The sequence below is a fragment of the Bradyrhizobium sp. SZCCHNRI2009 genome (assembly GCF_032485115.1).
Classification (GTDB): Bacteria; Pseudomonadota; Alphaproteobacteria; order Rhizobiales; family Xanthobacteraceae; genus Bradyrhizobium.
On the sequence record NZ_JAUEUH010000005.1, the window covers coordinates 559,527 to 579,929 of the forward strand.

16 protein-coding genes are annotated in these 20,403 nt (G+C 67.0%); 11 read left to right on the plus strand and 5 right to left on the minus strand.

Annotated elements, in window-relative coordinates; genetic code table 11:
• From sdhA to QX041_RS20970, 8 genes are all read left to right on the plus strand, one after another.
• A complete protein-coding gene (sdhA, locus tag QX041_RS20935; RefSeq protein WP_315750532.1) occupies positions 1–1,839 on the plus strand; it encodes a succinate dehydrogenase flavoprotein subunit in 1,839 nt (612 codons plus the stop codon).
• 48 nt (positions 1,840–1,887) lie between these two features.
• A complete protein-coding gene (locus tag QX041_RS20940; RefSeq protein ID WP_315716769.1) occupies positions 1,888–2,670 on the plus strand; it encodes a succinate dehydrogenase iron-sulfur subunit in 783 nt (260 codons plus the stop codon).
• Between the two features lie 121 nt (positions 2,671–2,791).
• Complete coding sequence (locus tag QX041_RS20945; protein WP_315825705.1) at positions 2,792–4,942, plus strand: ATP-binding protein; 2,151 nt, start codon at positions 2,792–2,794, stop codon at positions 4,940–4,942.
• Positions 4,943–5,006: 64 nt separating this feature from the next.
• Entirely contained in the window at positions 5,007–6,962 is a 1,956-nt protein-coding gene (locus tag QX041_RS20950; RefSeq protein WP_315750534.1) for an ABC transporter ATP-binding protein/permease, read from the plus strand.
• Positions 6,963–7,080: 118 nt separating this feature from the next.
• Positions 7,081–7,908 (plus strand): FkbM family methyltransferase, encoded by an 828-nt coding sequence (locus QX041_RS20955; protein WP_315750535.1) that lies wholly within the window; start codon positions 7,081–7,083, stop codon positions 7,906–7,908.
• A gap of 82 nt (positions 7,909–7,990) precedes the next feature.
• A complete protein-coding gene (locus QX041_RS20960) occupies positions 7,991–8,476 on the plus strand; it encodes a pyridoxamine 5'-phosphate oxidase family protein (protein ID WP_315825706.1) in 486 nt (161 codons plus the stop codon).
• The gene (locus QX041_RS20965; RefSeq protein WP_315758646.1) at positions 8,476–8,694 is read left to right on the plus strand and encodes a hypothetical protein; all 219 of its coding nucleotides are present in this window, start codon (positions 8,476–8,478) and stop codon (positions 8,692–8,694) included. The genes QX041_RS20960 and QX041_RS20965 overlap by 1 nt, the downstream gene beginning before the upstream one ends.
• Before the next feature lie 244 nt (positions 8,695–8,938).
• Complete coding sequence (locus tag QX041_RS20970; RefSeq protein WP_315825707.1) at positions 8,939–11,152, plus strand: OmpA family protein; 2,214 nt, start codon at positions 8,939–8,941, stop codon at positions 11,150–11,152.
• Positions 11,153–11,395: 243 nt separating this feature from the next.
• On the opposite strand, the gene argG is transcribed toward QX041_RS20970, so the two are convergent.
• The 5 genes from argG to QX041_RS20995 form a co-directional block, all read right to left on the minus strand.
• Positions 11,396–12,733 (minus strand): argininosuccinate synthase, encoded by a 1,338-nt coding sequence (gene argG / locus QX041_RS20975; RefSeq protein WP_316166423.1) that lies wholly within the window; start codon positions 12,731–12,733, stop codon positions 11,396–11,398.
• A 112-nt stretch (positions 12,734–12,845) separates the two neighbouring features.
• The gene (locus QX041_RS20980) at positions 12,846–13,625 is read right to left on the minus strand and encodes a phosphatase PAP2 family protein (RefSeq protein WP_316166424.1); all 780 of its coding nucleotides are present in this window, start codon (positions 13,623–13,625) and stop codon (positions 12,846–12,848) included.
• A gap of 46 nt (positions 13,626–13,671) precedes the next feature.
• Positions 13,672–14,157: a hypothetical protein gene (locus QX041_RS20985; protein WP_315716758.1), complete on the minus strand. Its 486-nt coding sequence runs from the start codon at positions 14,155–14,157 to the stop codon at positions 13,672–13,674.
• 157 nt (positions 14,158–14,314) lie between these two features.
• Positions 14,315–15,526 (minus strand): 23S rRNA (adenine(2503)-C(2))-methyltransferase RlmN, encoded by a 1,212-nt coding sequence (gene rlmN / locus QX041_RS20990; RefSeq protein WP_315750541.1) that lies wholly within the window; start codon positions 15,524–15,526, stop codon positions 14,315–14,317.
• 115 nt (positions 15,527–15,641) lie between these two features.
• Entirely contained in the window at positions 15,642–16,253 is a 612-nt protein-coding gene (locus QX041_RS20995; RefSeq protein ID WP_315716756.1) for an invasion associated locus B family protein, read from the minus strand.
• Positions 16,254–16,515: 262 nt separating this feature from the next.
• Here QX041_RS20995 and QX041_RS21000 point away from each other — a divergent pair, with 262 nt between their 5' ends.
• From QX041_RS21000 to QX041_RS21010, 3 genes are all read left to right on the plus strand, one after another.
• Positions 16,516–17,490 carry an NADPH:quinone oxidoreductase family protein gene (locus QX041_RS21000; RefSeq protein WP_315750543.1) on the plus strand — a complete coding sequence of 325 codons (975 nt, stop codon included), beginning with the start codon at positions 16,516–16,518 and terminating at the stop codon, positions 17,488–17,490.
• A gap of 520 nt (positions 17,491–18,010) precedes the next feature.
• Positions 18,011–19,021 carry a hypothetical protein gene (locus tag QX041_RS21005; RefSeq protein ID WP_315716754.1) on the plus strand — a complete coding sequence of 337 codons (1,011 nt, stop codon included), beginning with the start codon at positions 18,011–18,013 and terminating at the stop codon, positions 19,019–19,021.
• A 149-nt stretch (positions 19,022–19,170) separates the two neighbouring features.
• A complete protein-coding gene (locus QX041_RS21010; protein WP_315716753.1) occupies positions 19,171–20,346 on the plus strand; it encodes a TAXI family TRAP transporter solute-binding subunit in 1,176 nt (391 codons plus the stop codon).
• Positions 20,347–20,403 lie beyond the last annotated feature (57 nt).

Below are 20,403 nucleotides of genomic sequence, written 5' to 3' on the forward strand. Positions count from 1 at the left end.
ATGGCCGGCGGAGCAAATGGCAGCGCGAATGGCGCGCCCGCGACGAACGGAAAAGCCTATCCGATCGAGGACCACACCTATGACGTCGTCGTGGTCGGCGCCGGTGGCGCGGGCCTGCGCGCCGTCGTCGGCTGCAGCGAGGCGGGCCTGCGCACCGCCTGCATCACCAAGGTGTTCCCGACCCGCTCGCATACGGTGGCGGCGCAGGGCGGCATCTCGGCCTCGCTCGGCAACATGCACCAGGACGACTGGCGCTGGCACATGTACGACACCGTCAAGGGGTCGGATTGGCTCGGCGATCAGGACGCGATCGAATACATGGTGCGCAACGCGCCCGACGCCGTCTACGAGCTCGAGCATTGGGGCGTGCCGTTCTCGCGCACCGAGGACGGCAAGATCTACCAGCGGCCGTTCGGCGGCATGACCCTGGACTACGGCAAGGGCCAGGCGCAGCGCACCTGCGCCGCCGCCGACCGCACCGGCCACGCGATGCTGCACACGATGTATGGCCAGTCGCTGCGGCACGCCGCTGAGTTCTTCATCGAGTTCTTCGCCATCGACCTGATCATGGACGACCAGGGCGTCTGCCGTGGCGTCATCGCGCTGAAGCTCGACGACGGCACGTTGCACCGCTTCCGCGCCCAGACCACCATCCTCGCGACCGGCGGCTATGGCCGCGCCTATGCCTCCTGCACCTCGGCGCATACCTGCACCGGCGACGGCGGCGGCATGGCGCTGCGCGCCGGCCTGCCGCTGCAGGACATGGAGTTCGTGCAGTTCCACCCGACTGGCATCTACGGCTCGGGCTGTCTGGTAACCGAAGGCGCGCGCGGCGAAGGCGGCTATCTCGTCAACGCCGAAGGCGAGCGCTTCATGGAGCGCTATGCGCCGTCCGCCAAGGACCTCGCCTCGCGCGACGTCGTCTCCCGCGCGATGACCATCGAGATCCGCGAAGGCCGCGGCGTCGGCCGGAAGAAGGACCACATCTTCCTGCATCTCGACCATCTCGACCCGAAGGTGCTGGCCGAGCGTCTGCCCGGCATCTCCGAATCGGCCAAGATCTTCGCCAATGTCGACGTGACGCGCGAGCCGATCCCGATCGTGCCGACCGTGCACTACAACATGGGCGGCATCCCGACCAACTATCACGCCGAGGTGCTGACCAAGAAGGATGGCGACGACAACGCGATCGTCCCCGGCCTGATGGCGGTGGGCGAGGCGGCCTGCGTGTCCGTGCACGGCGCCAACCGGCTCGGCTCGAACTCGCTGATCGACCTCGTGGTGTTCGGCCGCGCGGCGGCGCTGCGGCTGGCCGAGAAGCTGACGCCGAACGGCAAGCAGCCGGATCTGCCGAAGGACTCCGCCGACAAGGCGCTGAGCCGGCTCGATCATTATCGCTACGCCTCCGGCGGCACGCCGACCGCGAAGCTGCGCGAGAGCATGCAGAACGTGATGCAGACCAACTGTGCCGTGTTCCGCACCGGCGAGGTGCTGCAGGAAGGCCATAACCTGATCCACAAGGTGTATGGCGGCATCGGCGACATCGCGGTGTCCGACAGATCGCTGGTGTGGAATTCCGACCTGATCGAGACGCTCGAATTCGACAATCTGATCGCGCAGGCAGTCGTGACGATGGACTCGGCCGTCAATCGCACCGAGAGCCGCGGCGCCCATGCGCGCGAGGATTTTCCGGATCGCGACGACAAGGACTGGATGAAGCACACGCTGGCGTGGATCGACAGCAAGGACGGCAAAACCACGATCGATTACCGCCCGGTGCACAACTACACCATGACCAACGACGTGCAGTACATCCCGCCGAAGGCGCGGGTGTACTGATCGCGTGTGACCTGAGCCCGTCCGTCAAACCCAAGAAGGCCTTCCGAAATGGCTGAGTTCGCACTTCCGAAGAATTCTCAGATCACCGGCGGCAAGACCTGGCCCAAGCCGGCCGGCGCCACCGAGGTCCGCGAGTTCAAGGTCTATCGCTGGAATCCGGACGACGGCAAGAATCCGAGCGTCGATACCTTCTACGTCGACGTCAACGATTGCGGCCCGATGGTGCTGGACGGGCTGATCTGGATCAAGAACCACATCGATCCGTCGCTCACCTTCCGCCGCTCCTGCCGCGAGGGCGTGTGCGGCTCCTGCGCGATGAATATCGACGGCCAGAACACGCTGGCCTGCACCAAGTCGATGCACGACGTGAAGGACGGCGCGGTCAAGATCAATCCGCTGCCGCATCAGCCTGTCGTGAAGGACCTGGTGCCGGACCTCACCAATTTCTACGCGCAATACGCCTCGATCGAGCCGTGGCTGAAGACGACCTCGCCGACGCCGCAGAAGGAATGGCGGCAGAGCCACGAGGATCGCGAGAAGCTCGACGGCCTTTACGAGTGCATCCTGTGCGCCTGCTGCTCGACCTCGTGCCCGAGCTACTGGTGGAACAGCGAGCGCTATCTCGGACCCGCCGCTCTGCTGCAGGCGACGCGCTGGGTCAAGGACAGCCGGGACGAAGCCACCGGCGAGCGGCTCGACAATCTCGAGGACCCGTTCCGGCTGTACCGCTGCCACACCATCATGAACTGCGCCAAGGCCTGCCCGAAGGGGCTCAACCCCGCCGAGGCGATCGCGGAACTCAAGTTCAAGCTGGTCGAGCGGCAGATCTAGCCTGACGGGCGGCTTTCGATCTCACCTTCCGCGCCCGATACCGGTGCAAGTTTCGGGCGCGGCTAGTTTGTAGCTGCCGTCGATTGCGTTAAGCTCGTGGCCCTTTGAAGCCGGAGCGACCGTGCAGACCGCACAACGCAAATCGATGACGATGCTGCGCTGGATGATGGTCGCGTCCCTCGCGCTTCCCGTCGCGCTGTTCGTGATCACGGCCTACGTATCCCACGGCACGACGTATGAGGAGGCCGATCGCGAGATCCGCCGCTCGCTCGAAATCGTCCACGAGCACGCGCTGAAGGTGTTCGAGACGATCGAGCGCAGCCTCTCGGAGATCGACGAGGTCGTCCGCGATCTGTCGGATGCCGACATCAAGGCGCGCGAGCAGGTGCTGCATGCCCGGTTGCGACAATTGTCGGACGCGCTGCCGCAGATGAAGTCCGCCTGGGTGTTCGACGCCAATGGCCGGCCGCTGGTCAACAGCATGATCTATCCGGCGCCGGACATGACGTTCCTCGACCGCGACTACTTCAGCGCCCACGTCAAGGACAGCATCGGCACCTTCATCGGCGCGCAGTTGACGCCGCGGCCGCCCTATCAAGGCGCGCCGTTCTTCAGCATCAGCCGCCGCCGCCAGAGCGACGACGGCAGCTTCACCGGTATCATCCAGGCCTCGGTGCTTCCGGATTATTTCGAGCACTTCTATGCCCGGATCGGCCGGGCGCCCGGCAGCTACTTCGCGCTGCGCCGCTTCGATGGTCTCGTTCTGGCGCGCTTCCCGGCCGGCGGGCGAAGCGCGGCTGCGGGGCCCAGCGACATCGCCGCCCGGGCCGCAGATACGGAGCAGCTCGTCACCGAGATCTCGCCGGTCGATGGCGTCGAGCGTCTCGTCGGGTATCAGCGGCTCGGCGGCTATCCCGTCTACGTCTCGGCAGGGCTTGCGACGTCGACCATCCGCAACCGCTGGCTCGGCACGATCGGCCGGCATCTCATCTTCGGCATTCCGGCAACCGCGCTGCTCATCGTCTTCCTGGCCCTTGCCCAGCGGCGGACCGAGCGCCTGCATGTCGAGGCCGCCCGCCGCCTCGAGGCCGAGGATGCGCTCAAGCACGGTCAGCGCATGGAGGCGCTCGGACAATTGACCGGCGGCGTTGCGCACGACTTCAACAATCTGCTGACCGTGATCCGGGCCTCAGCCGACCTGTTGCGCCGGCCGAATCTGGCTGATGAACGGCGGCAGCGCTATATCGACGCGATCTCGGATACGGTGGCGCGCGCATCGAAGCTCACGTCGCAGCTCCTCGCGTTCGCCCGTCGCCAGACGCTGAAGCCGGAGGTCTTCGACATCTGCCGCAGCGTCGTCACCCTGCGCGACATGACCAAGACCCTGGTCGGGTCACGCGTCGAGGTCGCGGTCTCCGTTCCCGACGAGCCGTGCTACGTCAATTCCGACGCTGGCCAGTTCGAGACGGCACTGATCAACCTGGCCGTCAATGCCCGCGATGCGATGGCCGGCCAGGGACGTCTCAGCATCACCGTCGCCCCTGCAGCGGCGCTGCCGACGCCGGCGGCGCCGCACGACCGTCCGCCGCTGGGCTATGTCGCCATCACCGTCCAGGACACCGGCGTCGGCATCCCGTCGGAGCATTTCGGACGCATCTTCGAGCCGTTCTTCACGACCAAGACCATCGGCCAGGGCACCGGCCTCGGTCTCTCGCAGGTCTTCGGCTTCGCGAAGCAGTCCGGCGGCGAAATCGGGGTCATGAGCCAGCCGGGCCGCGGCGCGACGTTCACGCTCTATCTGCCGCGCGTCGCTCCAGCCCAGGTGCAGCGCGGCGAGGACGGCAGCCATGCGGAGCCGATCGACGGTCGAGGCATGTCGGTGCTGGTGGTCGAGGACAACATCGACGTCGGCAGGTCGGCGACCGAAGCGCTGGCCGAGCTCGGCTATCGGACCACGCTGGTCGACAACGCCAGAGACGCGCTGGAGGAGCTGATCAGCGGCACCAGCCGGTTCGACGTCGTCTTCACCGATGTCGTGATGCCCGGCATGACTGGGCTGGAACTTGCCGAGGAAATCAGGCGGCTCGAGCTCAACGTGCCGGTCGTGCTCGCGAGTGGCTACAGCCATGTGCTGGCGCAGCAGGGCACGCATGGCTTCGAGCTGCTGCGCAAACCCTATTCGATCGAGGAATTGTCGCGCGTGCTGAACAAGGTCGTTCCGGTGCCGCTGTATCGCGCCCCACCAATGGCGCCGAACACGCAGGTGCCCTGAAACCGGCGCGCATCGCGCGGGAACCAGGCCCGGAACCTTCTGTTCGCACTGCTGTTATCGCGCGATGGGACAGGTTCAGGACACCGCGCGGCCGCCGGCACAGGCGCCCGAGAAGGCGCCGATCATCGAGATCGCGGCCGAGAATGGCGCCCAGGTTGAGCCGCCGCCGCCCGAACTGGTGGAGCCTGATCCGGAGCTGTCGCCCGAAGAGGCAGAGCAGCTGCGCAAGCGCTATCTGCTGACGCGGTTCTGGATCAGCGCCCGCGGTTATTGGGGTCAGAGCGGCGACCGTCTGGCGTGGGCATTCACGATCGGGCTGCTGTTCCTCATCGTTGCGACTGTCGGATTTCAGTACGGCATCAACGTCTGGAATCGGTCGATCTTCGATGCGATCGAGAAACGCGATTCGGCGACGGTCTTTCATCTCACCGCGATCTTCTTCCCGCTCGCGATCGGCAGCGTCATACTCGGGGTCGCCCAGGTCTATGCGCGCATGTCGATCCAGCGGCGCTGGCGCGCCTGGCTGACCAACAGCGTCGTCACCCGCTGGCTGGCCAGCGGGCGCTACTATCAGCTCAATCTCGTCAGCGGCGACCACAAGAATCCGGAATACCGGATCGCCGAGGACCTGCGCATCGCGACCGATTCGCCGGTCGACTTCATCGCCGGCGTGACCTCGGCGCTGCTGTCGGCTGCGACCTTCATCGTCGTGCTCTGGACCATCGGCGGCGCGCTGACGCTGCATCTCGGCGCCACTGAGATCACCATTCCCGGTTTTCTGGTCATTGCCGCGATCGCCTACGCCGCCATCGCCTCGGGCTCGATCATGACGATCGGCCGCCGCTTCGTGCAGGTCTCCGAGGACAAGAACCAGGCCGAGGCCGATTTCCGCTACACCCTGACCCGCGTCCGCGAAAACGGCGAGAGCATCGCCCTGCTCGGCGGCGAGACCGAAGAGCGCGCCGGCATCGACCGGACGTTCGGTAACGTGCTGCAGCAATGGGCGCGGCTCGCCGGCCAGCACATGCGCACCACCCTGGTGTCGCAGGGCTCCAGCCTCATCGCCCCTGTCGTGCCACTGCTGCTGTGCGCGCCGAAATTCCTCGACGGCAGCATGACGCTCGGGCAGGTGATGCAGGCGGCGAGCGCGTTCACGATCGTGCAGACCGCGTTCGGCTGGCTGGTCGACAACTATCCGCGGCTCGCGGATTGGAATGCCTGTGCCCGCCGCATCGCCTCGCTGATGATGTCGCTCGATGCGCTGGAACGTGCCGAGAGAGGCGACGGCATCGGCCGCATCAAGCGCGGCGAGACCACCGGCGACGCGATGCTCAGTCTGAATGATCTGCAGGTGACGCTCGACGACGGCACCGCCGTGGTCGGCGAGACCGAGGTCGTGGTCGATCCCGGCGAGCGCCTGCTCGTCGCGGGCGAATCCGGCACCGGCAAGAGCACGCTCGTGCGCGCCATCGCCGGGCTGTGGCCGTGGGGCGGCGGCAGCATCAACTTCCACCCCGACCGCAAGCTGTTCATGCTGCCGCAGCGACCCTACGTGCCATCGGGCACCCTGCGCCGGGCCGTCGCCTATCCCGGGGCTGCCGAGGATTGGAGCGTGGCGCAGGTCGGCGAAGCCCTGCACAAGGTCGGTCTCGACCATCTCAAGGACAAGATCGAGGAGGACGCGCCCTGGGATCAGACGCTCTCCGGCGGCGAGAAGCAGCGTCTCGCCTTCGCGCGCCTGCTGCTCCACAGCCCCGACATCGTCGTGCTCGATGAAGCCACCTCCGCGCTCGACGAGAAGAGCCAGGACAAGATGATGGAGATGGTGACGAGCGAGCTGCCGAAGGCGACCATCGTCAGCGTGGCGCATCGGGCGGAGCTCGAGGCCTTCCACAGCCGCAAGATCGTGCTCGAACGGCGCAAGGGCGGCGCCAAGCTCGTCAGCGACATCGATCTCATTCCGCGCAAGGGGAAGCGCCGCCTCATCGGCCGCTTCCTGCGTCAGCGCAAGGCGGCCTGAACGGCTCGGGCGTTGCCTCAGCGCGGTCCTGGAGACGACACAATGCGGCCACGCCGCCTGCATTGGAGATCGCGGCGAAACCAGCTATCACACGTCGCCCTCAGCCCAGGACGCGACCTTGACGCCCGACAACGATCCTTCTCCGCCCCCCTTTGGTGCCTTCGCTCCGAATGCCGCCCAGGCGCTGGTGATCCGCATGGCGCACGGCTCCGGGCTGAAGCGCGGCGCGTTCCGGCCGATGTTGACGCGTGTCGTCAACATGCTCGGAGCAGGCCCCGTCGACGTCGGCTATCAGGGCGCCAATTTCCGTTTCTACCATCAGGTCAGTGCGACCGAGCGCGGTGCACTGTTCAATCCCGACTACAATCGCGAGGAGCTGGATTTCCTGCGCAGCCACGTTCCGCCGGGCGGCGTGGTGGTGGATGTCGGCGCCAATGTCGGAACGTTCGCCTTGCCGCTTGCCCGTCACGTCGGGCCTGATGGCCTCGTGATCGCAGTGGAGCCGCATCCGGTCACGCATGCGCGGCTGAGCTTCAACCGTGCTGCGTCCGCGCTGCCCCAGGTCAGGCTGCTCGCGGTGGCAGCGGGTGAGAGCGATGGCGAGGTGATGATCGAGACCGATGGGGACAATCTCGGCGCCAGTCACATCGTGACCGGCGAGGCCGGAGCGGAAGCGTTCAAGGTGCCGTCGTTGCGGCTGCAGACCATTCTCGCACAGGCCGGAGCGACCAGGGTTGATGCGCTGAAGATCGACGTGGAAGGTTTTGAGGACCGCGTGCTGACCGGCTTCTTCCGTGACGCGCCTGCCGCGTTATGGCCGCGTGCCGTCGTCATCGAACACCTGTCGCGCGACGAATGGCAGAACGATTGTCTCGCCGACATGCTCGGTCGCGGTTACCGTGAGAGCGGCCGCACGCGCAGCAATACGCTGCTGCTGCGCGGCTGAATGGCGTTCGCTTTCCCCGGGCGCGTCCGGAACATCGGCGCCCCACGCGGCGTTGTCGCCCCTGACATTGAGGGAGCCGACCATGAGCAATGACGACGCGCGCGACCAGGACCGCGTTTGGGACCTGATGAAGAAGATCGGCTTTGCGATGCTGGTCACCCGCGACGGTGACAGGCTGCGGGCACGGCCGATGAGCGCGTATCTCGCGCGCGGCGAGAACATGATCTATTTTCTCACTGACGCGCGGCATCACAAGGACGAGGAGATCGCGCGATCGCCGCAGGTCAATCTGTCGTTCGCGGACGCCGGCAACCAGAAGTACGTGTCGCTCACGGGTACGGCGGCCATTTCCAACGATCGCGGCAAGATCCGGGAGCTGTTCTCGACGCCGGCCAAGGCCTGGTGGGACAGCGCCGAGGATCCGAACATCCGCCTCTTGAAGATCACGCCCGACGACGCCGAATTCTGGGATTCGCCCGGCACGGTCGTGAGCTACGTCAAGATGGCGGCGGCCGCGGTGACAGGCACGCGTCCCGACCTCGGCGACAATCGAAAGGTCGCGATGTGATGCCGATCGAACCGCCAGAGATTCCGCCGGCGACGCCGGGCCGCCCGGTCGAACCGCCGCCGGAGGATCCCGTCGGCAATCCGCAGCCCGACATTCCGCCGCCGGTCTACGAACCCGATGCGCCGGCGCCGCCGCGCGAGCTGCCAGGGCAGACGCCGGACGAAATCCCCGGCCGGGGGCCGCTCGGTCCCACCACACCGAATCCGGCCACGGATTGACCGCGATTGGACGGTCATGATGATCGCCCGCCAGGGGCTTGGTCGCGGGCCTGTCCCGCAGCCCTGCGGCTGCGCCAAGCCCTTGAAAATCAAGGCTGAATGAAACCTGAATGGCGGCCCTGCGGGGGTGGCTTCGCGTCGAAATAAATCCCCCTGCGGATTTGAACTGCGCCACAATCCGGCCTAACGCATACTTGTTGATCTCTCCGTGCTTGAAAAAGATCGTTCCGGGAAAACAAGACACATGAGCAAACTTCGCGTCCTGCTGCTGGCGACGACTGCGCTGTCGGCGATGCAACTAATGAGCTCCGGCTCCCATGCGCAGGGGGCGCCGATGATCGTCGCCCAAGGCCCGGGCGGCGGCGAAGTCGGTCCAGACGGCCGGCCGAAACAGCAGCCGCAGGGGCAGCCGCAGCGACCTGGCCCAGGCGCGCCGCCACCGCATCAGGCTGCGCCTCCGCCGCCTCCCGCGCCGCCGCCGGCCGCTGCTCCACGCCCAGCGCCTCCACCGCCCGCGCCGCCACCGGCAGCGGCCCCGCGTCCCGCACCCCCTCCACCACCGCCTGCTCCGCCGCGGGCCGAGCCGCCGCGTCCGGCGCCCCCACCGCCCCCTCCGCCACGGGCCGAGCCACCACGTCCGGCTGCTCCGCCGCCGCCCCCACCGCCGCCGCGGGCTGAGCCGCCACATTCGGCACCGCCGCCTCCACGGGCTGAGCCGCCTGCACCTCCGCCGGCGCGTCCAGCGCCACCTGTTGCGGCTCCGCCGGTGCATACGCCGCCGCCTCCAGCACCTCCGCCGGGGCCGCCGCGTGAGCCGGCACGTCCTGCGACTCCGCCTGCGCCCCCGCCGACGGCTGCTCCCGCGCGTCCAACGCCGCCCACGCCGCCCGTGGCCACGCCCGCCCCGCCACCTCCGCCGAGTCCGGCACCGAACCTGCGGCCGGGAACGCCGCCGTCAGCCGTGACACCCCCGCCTTCGTCGCCAGCGGCCGGGAACGCGTCGCCGCCTGCGCACTCGCCGGCTCCGTCCGCGGCGCCGTCTCCGCAGCCGACGCCGGCTCCGACTCCTCCGGTTGGCCCCGGGCAGCGGCCGCCGACACAGCCAGGTGCCGGCGTCCCGCCGCCTGGTGCTCCCCAGGGAGCACCCCCGCCACGCGGCGCGCCGACGCCGCCGGCCGGAACCGTCGCGCCTGCTCCGGGAACTCCGCCGGCGCCACCCGCGCCTCCGGCCACCCAGACGCCGTCGCAGCAAGGCACGCCGCCCGCAGCCGGGAGCCCGCCCGGCGGACGTCCGGGGACGCCCCCAGGAGCCCCGGGTGGTCCGCCTCCGGCGGCAGGTCCTGGTGCTGCCGGACCCGGTCCGGGACCCGCCGGCGCGCCGCAGGCCGGTCCTGGCGCTGTGCCGCCCGCCGGCCCCCCGGCCATGTCCAATCGGCCGCCGCCGCAGGTCACTGCGCCCATCCCGGCGCCGCCGCCGCCGACGGCACAGCAGCTCACGCCGATCGCGCCCGGCGCGCCGTTGGCGGGGCCGCAGCGGCTGGACGATTTCCGCGGCCAGCGCCGCGAGGTCCAGGAGGGCGGTCGCACGCTGATCTACGAGCCGGGCCGCGTCATCGTGCGCGATCCGAGCGGTCAGGAGTTCGTGCGTCATGACGAGCTTGAGCGCTTCCGCTACGGCGCGCGGGACATCCGCGTCCAGCAGGAGCGGGGAGAGACGCGCACAGTGGTGATCCGTCCCGACGGTAGCCAGATCGTCACGATCACCGCGCCGGACGGCCGGCTGCTGCGCCGCATCCGCCGCGACATCGGTGGCCGCGAGATCATCATCATCGACAACACCTACCGCGATCCCCAGGCGGTCGGCGGCTTCTACGTCGACCTGCCGCCGCCGGAGATCCGCATCCCCTACAACCGCTACATCGTCGACGCGGATGAGGCCGAGCCGGATGTCATCTACGACACGCTGATCGCGCCGCCGGTGGAACGCGTCCAGCGCCGCTACTCGCTCGACGAGGTCCGCTACTCCCCATCGGTGCGACAGCTGATGCCGTCGATCGATCTCAACACGATTACCTTCGAGACCGGATCGTGGGAGATCAGTCCCGACCAGGTGGCGAAGCTGCAGGTCATCGCCGACGGCCTCAACCAGGCGATCCAGCGCAACCCGCGCGAGGTCTTCCTGATCGAGGGCCACACCGACGCGGTCGGCAACGACACCGACAATCTGTCGCTCTCGGATCGCCGCGCCGAGTCGGCCGCCACCTTGCTCACGCAGCAGTTCGGCGTGCCCGCCGAGAACCTGACCTCGCAGGGTTACGGCGCGCAGTACCTGAAGGAGCAGACGCAGGGGCCGAGCCGCATCAACCGCCGCGTCACGGTCCGCCGCATCACGCCGCTGCTCAATGGCGGCCAGGCCGCCCTGCCGCCGCCACCTCCGGGCGTCGCGCCGCCGCGGTGAGACGCGACTGAGCGACAATGAAAATGGCCGGGAGCGATCCCGGCCATTTTTTGTTGGTGGCAATCCGTTCCGTCCTGTTCGGTGTCGTCCCCGCGAACGCGGGGACCCATACTCACAGGATCCAGTTTTGCGATGGCTGGAGCCGCAGCCGGCTCTCACCGTGTCAGTCGGTGGATATGGGTCCCTGCGTTCGCAGGGACGACAGCGGTGGAGACGGCGCGGATTGCGCTCGACAGCTCCAACTCAGCCCTTGTCGTGGCCGAGCTGGAAGATCTGAGCGCCGTCCGCGCCCGACAGCAGCCCCGTGTCCGAATAGAGCTTCAGCTTGGAGCGGGTGTCGGTGATGTCGAGATTGCGCATCGTCAGCTGGCCGATGCGGTCGGCAGGCGTGAACGCGGCGTCCTCGACCTTCTCCATGCTCAGCCGCTCCGGCTGGTAGGTCAGATTGGGGCTCTCGGTGTTGAGGATCGAGTAGTCGTTGCCGCGGCGCAGCTCCAGGGTCACCTCACCGGTGACGGCGCGCGCCACCCAGCGCTGCGCGGTCTCGCGCAGCATCAGCGCCTGCGAATCGAACCACCGGCCCTGATAGAGCAGGCGACCGAGGCGCATGCCGCTGATGCGGTACTGCTCGATCGTATCCTCGTTGTGGATGCCAGTGACGAGCCGCTCATAGGCGATGTGCAGCAGCGCCATGCCCGGCGCCTCGTAGATGCCGCGGCTCTTGGCCTCGATGATGCGGTTCTCGATCTGGTCGCTCATGCCGAGACCATGACGGCCGCCGATCGCGTTGGCCTCCAGGAACAGCGCCACGGGATCGCTGAAGCTCTGGCCGTTCAGCGCGACCGGCTGACCCTCCTCGAAGCGGACGACGACCGTCTCCGGCTTCACGGAGCAATCCTCGCGCCAGAACGGCACGCCCATGATCGGATTGACGATGCGGATGCCGCTGCTCAGGCTCTCGAGATCCTTGGCCTCGTGGGTGGCGCCGAGCAGATTGCTGTCGGTCGAATACGCCTTCTCGGCGCTCATCTTGTAGTCGAAGCCGTTGGCCGTGAGGAAGGCCGACATCTCGGCGCGGCCGCCGAGCTCGTCGATGAACTGCTGGTCGAGCCAGGGCTTGTAGATCTTGAGGCTCGGATTGGTCAGCAGGCCGTAGCGGTAGAAGCGCTCGATGTCGTTGCCCTTGTAGGTCGAGCCGTCGCCCCAGATGTTGACGCCATCCTCCTTCATCGCGGCGACCAGCATGGTGCCGGTGACGGCGCGGCCGAGCGGGGTGGTGTTGAAATAGGTGATGCCGCCGGTCGAGATGTGGAAGGCGCCCGACTGAATCGCGGCGATGCCCTCATGCACCAGCTGAGTGCGGCAATCCACGAGGCGCGCCTTCTCGGCCCCGAAGCTCACCGCCTTGCGCGGGATCTCGTCGTAGTCGGACTCGTCGGGTTGCCCGAGATTTGCCGTGTAGGCAAAGCAACGCGCGCCCTTCTGCTTCATCCAAAGCAGCGCGGCGCTGGTGTCGAGACCGCCGGAAAAGGCGATGCCGACCTTCTCGCCCCTGGGCAGGCTTTTCAGGATCGTGGTCATGGGAGAGTCCAACCGTGTTTGTGGCTGCGCCGTTCAGAAATTCGGGCGCGAATAACAGATTTTGCGTTGCTGGGCACGCCTTTAATGGCGACTGAGGGTGACCGGCCCGCGCTCAGGCCGCGGGGCTGGTATCCGCGGTACGGCGGCCGAACAGCCGGCGCATCAGGCGGAAGCCCGGCCAGGCGAAGCGGGTCAGGGCTGCGTCGATGCCGGCGTCGGTGAGGCGGGTGGACGGCCAGCGGTAGATGTAGCCGTGCAGCAGCCAGATCACGATGAAGGTGACGAGGCCGGCCGCGGCGATGTCGGTGAAGAAATGTCCGCCAAACGCCATCCGCAACACCGAGGTGGCGATGCCGAACAGGACGGCGGCGCCGTAGGCGACGGGCCGTATCGCGGGCGGCGTCAGCGCGGCCGGCGCCAGGGTCCAGAATGCGGTGGCTCCCTCTCCGGAGAAGAACGAGCAGTTGCGGCCGCAGCCGCCGCGCGGATCCCACCACGGCACGAACTGCATGTCGCCGCCGAACTCGGCCACCACAACCGGGCGCGGCCGGCCCCAATAGGATTTGAAGGTGAAGTTGGTGAGCACGCCGGCCGAGAGCGACAAGGTCAGCAGCAGGAACGCCACGGTGCGGCCCTTCACCAGCAGCGGCCGGTCGGGACGGACGAGCTTCACGACCAGCGCAACGATGGACGGCAGCGCGATGCCCCAGGCGACCCACATCGCGGCATCGCGCGCGAACGCAGCATAGCCGTCGAGCTTCACGGGGAAGCTGTGCGTGCGCGGATCGTAGAACAGCGCGGCCAGCTTGAGGTCGAGCTCGGGATAGACGCCGAACAGCACGCCGATGACGAGCGCGAGCGACAATGCGATGAAGAGGCCGGTCCGGTTCATGGCGCGCGGTTTAGCGAAAGCGGATGGCGATGGAAAGGCCGGCGGCTCAACGTGGCGATCCCGACGGCAATGGCGGCGGTGGCGGCAGGCGCGGCGACGGCTCGCGCCAGCGGCCGGCGTTGCGGCCGGCAATCAGCCAATAGACCAGTCCGCCGACGATGCCGGCCCCGGTCAGGATCTCGAGATGGCGACGCACGATGCCCTCGAACCGGAAGGTCTCGGGATCGAACGGGACCAGGCCGAGATAGCAGGCTGCGCCGACCACGCCGCCGCCGATCGCGTAGGCGAGCACGCTGCGGATCGAGAAAGCCTCGGTGATCAGTGCGATCAGCAGCGCCGGGATCAGCGCGAAGCCCGACACGAAGATGAAGCCGAAGCCGATGATGACCTCGAACGCGCCCTGATCGATCGGGCCATTGCCGAGATCGGAGAACTCCGGAAACAGGACCGCGGTCACCACGATCAGCCCCGCGAGGAAGCACGCGGCAAGAAACGCGAGCGCGATCACGACGAGACGACCGATCAGCGCCATGGCTTTAGACCCGTGTTACCCAAGCGAGGCCCCGCTTTCTTCGCTCGTCATGGCCCGGCATGAGCCGGCCATCCATCTCTCGGTCGATGAATCGATGGCTGCCCGGGTCAAGCCCGGGCATGACGATCTCGTTCGGAGATGCAGGCGCGATCAATCATCAATCCGTCATCGCCATCGCGCGCAGTGCCTGACGCTCCCGCGCGGACAGCTTCTCCGTCTCCGACTTCAACTGGCCGCAGGCGGCGAGGATGTCGCGGCCGCGCGGCGTGCGCACCGGCGACGAATAGCCCGCGTTGAAGACGTATTCCGAAAACTTCTCGATCTGCTCCCAGTCCGAGCACTCATACGCCGAGCCGGGCCAGGGATTGAACGGGATCAGGTTGATCTTGGCCGGAATGCCCTTCAGCAGCTTGACCAGCAGCCGGGCGTCGTCGAGCGAATCATTGACGCCCTTGAGCATCACATATTCGAAGGTGATGCGGCGCGCGTTGGATGCGCCGGGATAGTCGCGGCAGGCCTGCAGCAGCTCGGCGATCGGATATTTGCGGTTGAGCGGCACCAGCTCGTTGCGCAGCTCGTCGCGCACCGCATGCAGTGAGATCGCCAGCATCACGCCGATCTCCTCGCCGGCGCGCTTGATGTTCGGCACCACGCCGGAGGTCGACAGCGTGATGCGGCGGCGGGAGATGCCGATGCCCTCGTTGTCCGAGACGATCAGCAGCGCGTCGCGCACCGCGTCGAAATTGTACAGCGGCTCGCCCATTCCCATCATGACGATGTTGGTGATGAGCCGGTTGCCGAGCGGGGTCTCGCGGTCGGCCCAGTCGTTCAGCCGGTCGCGCGCCACCATGACCTGGCCGACGATCTCGCCGGCCGTCAGGTTGCGCACCAGCCGCTGCGTGCCGGTGTGGCAGAACGAACAGTTGAGCGTGCAGCCGACCTGGGAGGAGACGCAGAGCGTGCCGCGATCGGTCTCGGGGATGTAGACGCACTCGACCTCGTGGGCCTTCTGCAGATTGTCGCCGCTCGGCAGCCGCAGCAGCCATTTGCGGGTGCCGTCGTTGGAGATCTGCTCGGCCACGACCTCGGGACGGTCGACCGTGAAATGTTCGGCCAGCGCGGTGCGTGTGTCCTTCGATACCGATGTCATCTCGTCGAACGACCTGGCGCCCCGGAAATAGATCCAGTGCCACAACTGCTGCACCCGCATCTTCTGCTGGCGCTCTGGCACTCCGACCTGGCCGAGCCTTGCTGCCAGCTCCGCGCGTGACAGGCCGATCAGCGAGGGCTTCGCCGGCGGGACGTAGGTTTCGAGCGGAGTCTTTTCGAGGGGCGCAGAGGAGTCGCGCAGCCCGGCAGTCGTTGCCATGTCGATGGGCCCAAAGTGCTGCCCGGCCGCGGCGGCCGAAGGCGTTCAGCGGGTTTATATAACGATCCGGCCGGCAAATGCGACCCGCCTGACGAGCGGTACCGGCGGCCGCCGTCTACCGGCGGCAATCCTGCGCGATGCGGTCGAGCGCCTGGGCGAGGCCCTTCAGTGAGAACACGTCGGTGGTCTCCGTGCCCTTGGCCGAGACGCCCTTGACCACGGCCTCGGGCGCCTTGCGCATGGCATCGACCATCCGCTCTTCCTCCGCGGCGTTCTTGATCCAAAGTCCGTCGCCCTGGGTATACATGGCATAGGAGGCTCCGCCGACCTCTACCGTGGCGTCGGATCCCGGCTTCAGCGCATAGCCGATCATGATCGAGACCTCGTTGAAGACCTTCTCGGAGGGCCGGGTCGACACGAAGGCATAGGCGGGATCGCGCGGACGGTTGGGCGGATTGGTCTTGGAGGATGTCGGCTTGGCCAGCGCGAAGCAGACCTTCTTGCCGCCGGGCATCGCGGTATAGGCGCCCCAGCCGCCGAACTGTCCGATCAGCGTCGGTTCCGCGCCGCCGATGTTGGGAACGGCCGGCTTCGATTCCGATTTCGGTGCGGCCTTCGGATGCGGAGCTGCGGCCTTTGGCGCGGCGCTCTGTGCCGCTACGAGGCTCGGAGCTCCGAACAGCAGCACGCCGCCGACCAGCGTTGTCAACAATCGCCCGAACAACATGATACGTTGAGTTCCCCCGCGACTTCGTTCCACCAATATTGTGACTGGATAATGGCCCGGAATCGCTGACCGTGGTCGCGATGGATAGCGGCTAAATGCACCGCTTGCAAAGGCCGCAGAGCCGGATTGTCCGGCGCTCCGCGTCCCTGGCGCGGCGCCGCGCACCTGCCGCGGCCTGATGATGATTGTGGCGCGGCGGCAAATCCGGCATGACGTTCCCAAAGCCGGACCTCGATCCGGCGGCAACGACCAAGGAGCGCCTATGAAAGCCATTCTCTGCTCGCAATTCTGTCAGCCCGACGATCTCGTCCTCACCGAGGTGCCAGATCCGGTGGCCGGTCCCGGCGAGGCCGTGATTGCGATCAAGGCGGCGGCGCTGAACTTCTTCGACATCCTGATGATCCAAGGCAAGTACCAGATCAAGCCGCCGTTCCCGTTCTCGCCGGGTGCGGAGGTCGCGGGTGTCATCGAGAGCGTCGGCGATGGCGTCACCGAACTGAAGGTCGGCGACCGTGTCGTTGCCTCCTGCGGCCACAACGGCGCGCGCGAAAAGATCGCGCTGCCGGCCGCGTCGATCGTCAAGATTCCGGACAATCTCGATTTCGATCGCGCCGCCGGCATCATCATCATCTACGGCACTGCGCTGCATGCGCTGGAGGATCGTGCCAGTCCGAAACCGGGCGAGACGCTGGCCGTGCTTGGCGCCGCCGGCGGCACCGGCCTGGCGGCTTGCGAGCTCGGCAAGCTGATGGGGTTGAAGGTCATCGCCTGTGCCTCTTCGGACGAGAAGCTCGAATTTGCCAGGCAGCACGGCGCGACGCTGACGTTGAACTACGCCAAGGAGGATCTCAAGGAGGGACTGCGGCGGCTCACCGACGGCAAGGGTGCCGACATCATCTTCGATCCCGTCGGAGGCGCCTACGCCGAGGCAGCGCTGCGCTCCATCGCATGGGAGGGCCGATTCCTGGTGATCGGCTTCGCCGCCGGCGACATCCCGAAGATGCCGCTGAACCTCGCGCTTCTGAAGGGCTGTGATATCCGCGGCGTGTTCTGGGGCGCCTGGACCCGACTCAACCCCGCCAAGAACCGCGCCAACCTCGAAAAGCTCGTGCAGTGGACCGCGGAGGGCAAGCTGTCGTCGCACGTCGACCGCACCTTCCCGCTGGCTCAGACCGCCGATGCCTTGAAGGTGCTGGCCGGCCGCCAGGCGATGGGCAAGGTGATCCTGCACCCCTGAGGACGTCGCGCAATGAAGGCCCCCGGGGGGCTGTACTCCCCGGGATAGCCTCGCCCTGATCCGTGCAACCAAACCGAGCAGTGCCCCGGCTGTTGTGCCGATGGAATGCTCGAGCCGGCCCGGCGTCGCTGTGACATCCGCGCGCTGCGCGGCGGTCGCAAATTTGTTCGGCGGGCTGCCGCGCCGGCGCCACGGATTCGCAACCGGAAGCAGAAAATCCGAAAACGAGCGTTTCTTGGTTAACGCAACCGCGCCACATTATGGCGTGGTTAATTTGAGGCTTGGCCGTTGTTATCACGACGTTTCTAGATTTGGTGCCGTGCGATGTCGCACGTGCGTTGCCACAATCAGATCAAAATGTTTCCAGAATCATGCCGGCTCTCGTCCACTTTTAGTCGGATTCAATTAGTCAATTAGTTGTCGGCAGTGGGGTGCCTCTGGCAATCGTGACGTGTCTCGAGCTTCTGACGGGCTTGGGACCAAAAGTATGTTGCGTGAAGTTGAGATGGGGATGAAGGCCATGGCTGAGCGGACGACGCGCGGGCGTTTCAACAACAGAACTCCTTCGGAGCCTGACTTCAGGCCTTTCCCCGACGAACTCCCTCAGGAGCGCCCCCCGAGCTATCGTTTCGGCCGGTCGACCCAGGATAACTATCCAAACGACGAATCGATGCCGATGTTCCTCTCTGAGTATGAGAGCGGCAACCAGATCGACAGCACGCATTTCGAGGACCAGTGGCCGGAGCGGACCCGCCGCGTCTCGGTCTCGTCCCGGATTCTTCTCGCCGTGGTGGCTGCGGCCGGCGTCGCGGTGCTCTTCGCGCTTGTCACCTCGGATGCGACGCGCGACCTGATCGCCAGTGCCAAGGCTTCCATCATCGGCGCCACGCCGGACCCGACGGCCCCGCCGCAGGCCACCAACACGCAGCTCACCGCGCGCGACATGCAGCTGAACGAGCCGGCGCGACTGCCGCCCGCCGAGCCGCCGGCTGCGGCGGCGCCGGTGCAGACGGCAGCCGTGGCCCCGACGCGTGACGACATCGCCAACGCCTACCAGACAGCGCTGCAGAATCGCAGTGTGACGCAGCCCGCGCCGGTTGCAGCACCACCGAGCTTCGCCACGGCACCGTCCGCGCCGGCCCCGAGCGCGATGGAGCCATCCTCGATCAATTCGCCGGGCGCCGGATCGGCAATCGTCGCACCCGGCCTCGGCGCCGTGACCGCCGCTCCGCCGCCCGCGCAGGTCCGCCGGCTCGATCCCGACGAACTCGCGGGCATCATGAAACGCGCCAAGAGCCTGCTGGCCGCGGGCGACATCCCGCCGGCCCGACTGCTGCTGGAGCGCGCGGCCGAGGCGCAAGAACCGGCCGCGGCGCTGATGCTTGCGCAGACCTACGATCCCCACGTGCTGGGGACGAAGGACATCCGCAACATCAATGCCGATCCGGCTGCGGCTCGCAACTGGTACCGCCGCGCCGCCCAGCTCGGCTCGGCTGAAGCGCAGCGCAGGCTCGATCAACTGCAGAACTGAACGCTCGTGGCGGCAGCGATGCCGCCTCGTTTCATTTTTTTGTTTCACGCGTGATTTTCGAGTCTGTTCATGGGCGATGCCAGGCGAGACCTGGCGCTGCCCGCGTTCCGGCTCGCAAACATGTGCCAGCCTTAGATCAAGGGGGACAGATGCGACGTCTTGTTGGAGCGGCCCTGGCCGCAATGATGATTGCGTGCGGTTTCGCTGCCCACGCCGAGGAAGGCGAGTTCGACCCCGCCAAGGTGAGCGACAGCCTCAAGGCGATCTTCCAGTTCGGCTCGGTGCAGACCAAGCAGGCGCTGAACGCCAACACGGTGACGCTCATCACCGGCACCATTGGCGGCACCTATGTGCAGTTCGGCGCCGATCTGGCCTCGCTGCTCGACGACGGCAACAATCTGCGCGTCCTGCCGATCGTCGGCCGCGGCTCGGTGCAGAGCGTGGCCGACATCCTGTTCCTGCAGGGCGTCGATCTCGGCGTCGTCCGCGCCGATACGCTCGACTACCTCGAGCGCAAGGGTTTCGCCAAGGACATCAAGCGGCAGTTCACCTACGTCACCAAGCTCTACAATGAAGAGATGCAGGTGATCGCGCCGCGCGCGGTGCGCAACCTGCGTGATCTCGAGGGCCGCCGCGTCAGCGTCGATCTGCCGAATGGCGGCACCTTCGTCACGGCGCTGACGGTGTTCGAGCGGCTTGGCCTGCGCGCCAACTTCGCCTACATCGAGCAGCGCATCGCGATGGAGAAGCTGAAGCGCGGCGAGCTCGATGCCGTCATCGTGGTTGGCGGCAAGCCCTACAAGTCGGTCTCGACCTTCGTGAACGACGGCCGCTTCCATCTCGTCAACGTCGACTACGATCGACCGCTGCAGACCGACTATCTGCCGGCGACCCTGACGGCGAAGGACTACCCGAACCTGATCGCCGAGGGCGAGAAGGTCGACACGATCGCGGTGCCGGCCGTGCTCGCCGCCTATAATTGGGCGCCGAACACCGACCGCTATCGCAAGCTCGCGACCTTCGTCGACGCCTTCTTCACCAAATTCCCGGCATTCCAGAATCCGCCGTTCCATCCGAAGTGGAAGGAGGTTTCGCTGTCGGCGCCGCTCGCCGGCTGGCAGCGGCTGCCGTCCGCCAGCAAATGGCTGGAGAGCCACGCCATGGAAGGCGCACAGCGCGACCGCTTCGATGACTTCCTGAAGCAGAGCAGCGCCGGCAGGGCGATGCCGAGCGAGGCCGACCGCGAGGCGCTGTTCAAGCAGTACCAGGCCTGGGAGGCCGAGAAGACCGGCAGCGCCCGCGCCCAGGCGCGCGGCCAGCGCTGAGCTCGTAGCGTTCGACGAAGTCCCATCAAGAGAAAAGCCCCGCGGATGCGGGGCTTT

Excerpts from the sequence above, each read along its gene's own strand:
- sdhA (WP_315750532.1), top strand. The coding sequence starts at position 1 with ATGGCCGGCGGAGCAAATGGCAGCGCGAATGGCGCGCCCGCGACGAAC.
- QX041_RS20940 (WP_315716769.1), top strand. The coding sequence starts at position 1,888 with ATGGCTGAGTTCGCACTTCCGAAGAATTCTCAGATCACCGGCGGCAAG.
- QX041_RS20950 (WP_315750534.1), top strand. The coding sequence starts at position 5,007 with ATGGGACAGGTTCAGGACACCGCGCGGCCGCCGGCACAGGCGCCCGAG.
- QX041_RS20960 (WP_315825706.1), top strand. The coding sequence starts at position 7,991 with ATGAGCAATGACGACGCGCGCGACCAGGACCGCGTTTGGGACCTGATG.
- QX041_RS20965 (WP_315758646.1), top strand. The coding sequence starts at position 8,476 with ATGCCGATCGAACCGCCAGAGATTCCGCCGGCGACGCCGGGCCGCCCG.
- QX041_RS20970 (WP_315825707.1), top strand. The coding sequence starts at position 8,939 with ATGAGCAAACTTCGCGTCCTGCTGCTGGCGACGACTGCGCTGTCGGCG.
- argG (WP_316166423.1), bottom strand. The coding sequence starts at position 12,733 with ATGACCACGATCCTGAAAAGCCTGCCCAGGGGCGAGAAGGTCGGCATC.
- QX041_RS20980 (WP_316166424.1), bottom strand. The coding sequence starts at position 13,625 with ATGAACCGGACCGGCCTCTTCATCGCATTGTCGCTCGCGCTCGTCATC.
- QX041_RS20985 (WP_315716758.1), bottom strand. The coding sequence starts at position 14,157 with ATGGCGCTGATCGGTCGTCTCGTCGTGATCGCGCTCGCGTTTCTTGCC.
- rlmN (WP_315750541.1), bottom strand. The coding sequence starts at position 15,526 with ATGGCAACGACTGCCGGGCTGCGCGACTCCTCTGCGCCCCTCGAAAAG.
- QX041_RS20995 (WP_315716756.1), bottom strand. The coding sequence starts at position 16,253 with ATGTTGTTCGGGCGATTGTTGACAACGCTGGTCGGCGGCGTGCTGCTG.
- QX041_RS21000 (WP_315750543.1), top strand. The coding sequence starts at position 16,516 with ATGAAAGCCATTCTCTGCTCGCAATTCTGTCAGCCCGACGATCTCGTC.
- QX041_RS21005 (WP_315716754.1), top strand. The coding sequence starts at position 18,011 with ATGGCTGAGCGGACGACGCGCGGGCGTTTCAACAACAGAACTCCTTCG.
- QX041_RS21010 (WP_315716753.1), top strand. The coding sequence starts at position 19,171 with ATGCGACGTCTTGTTGGAGCGGCCCTGGCCGCAATGATGATTGCGTGC.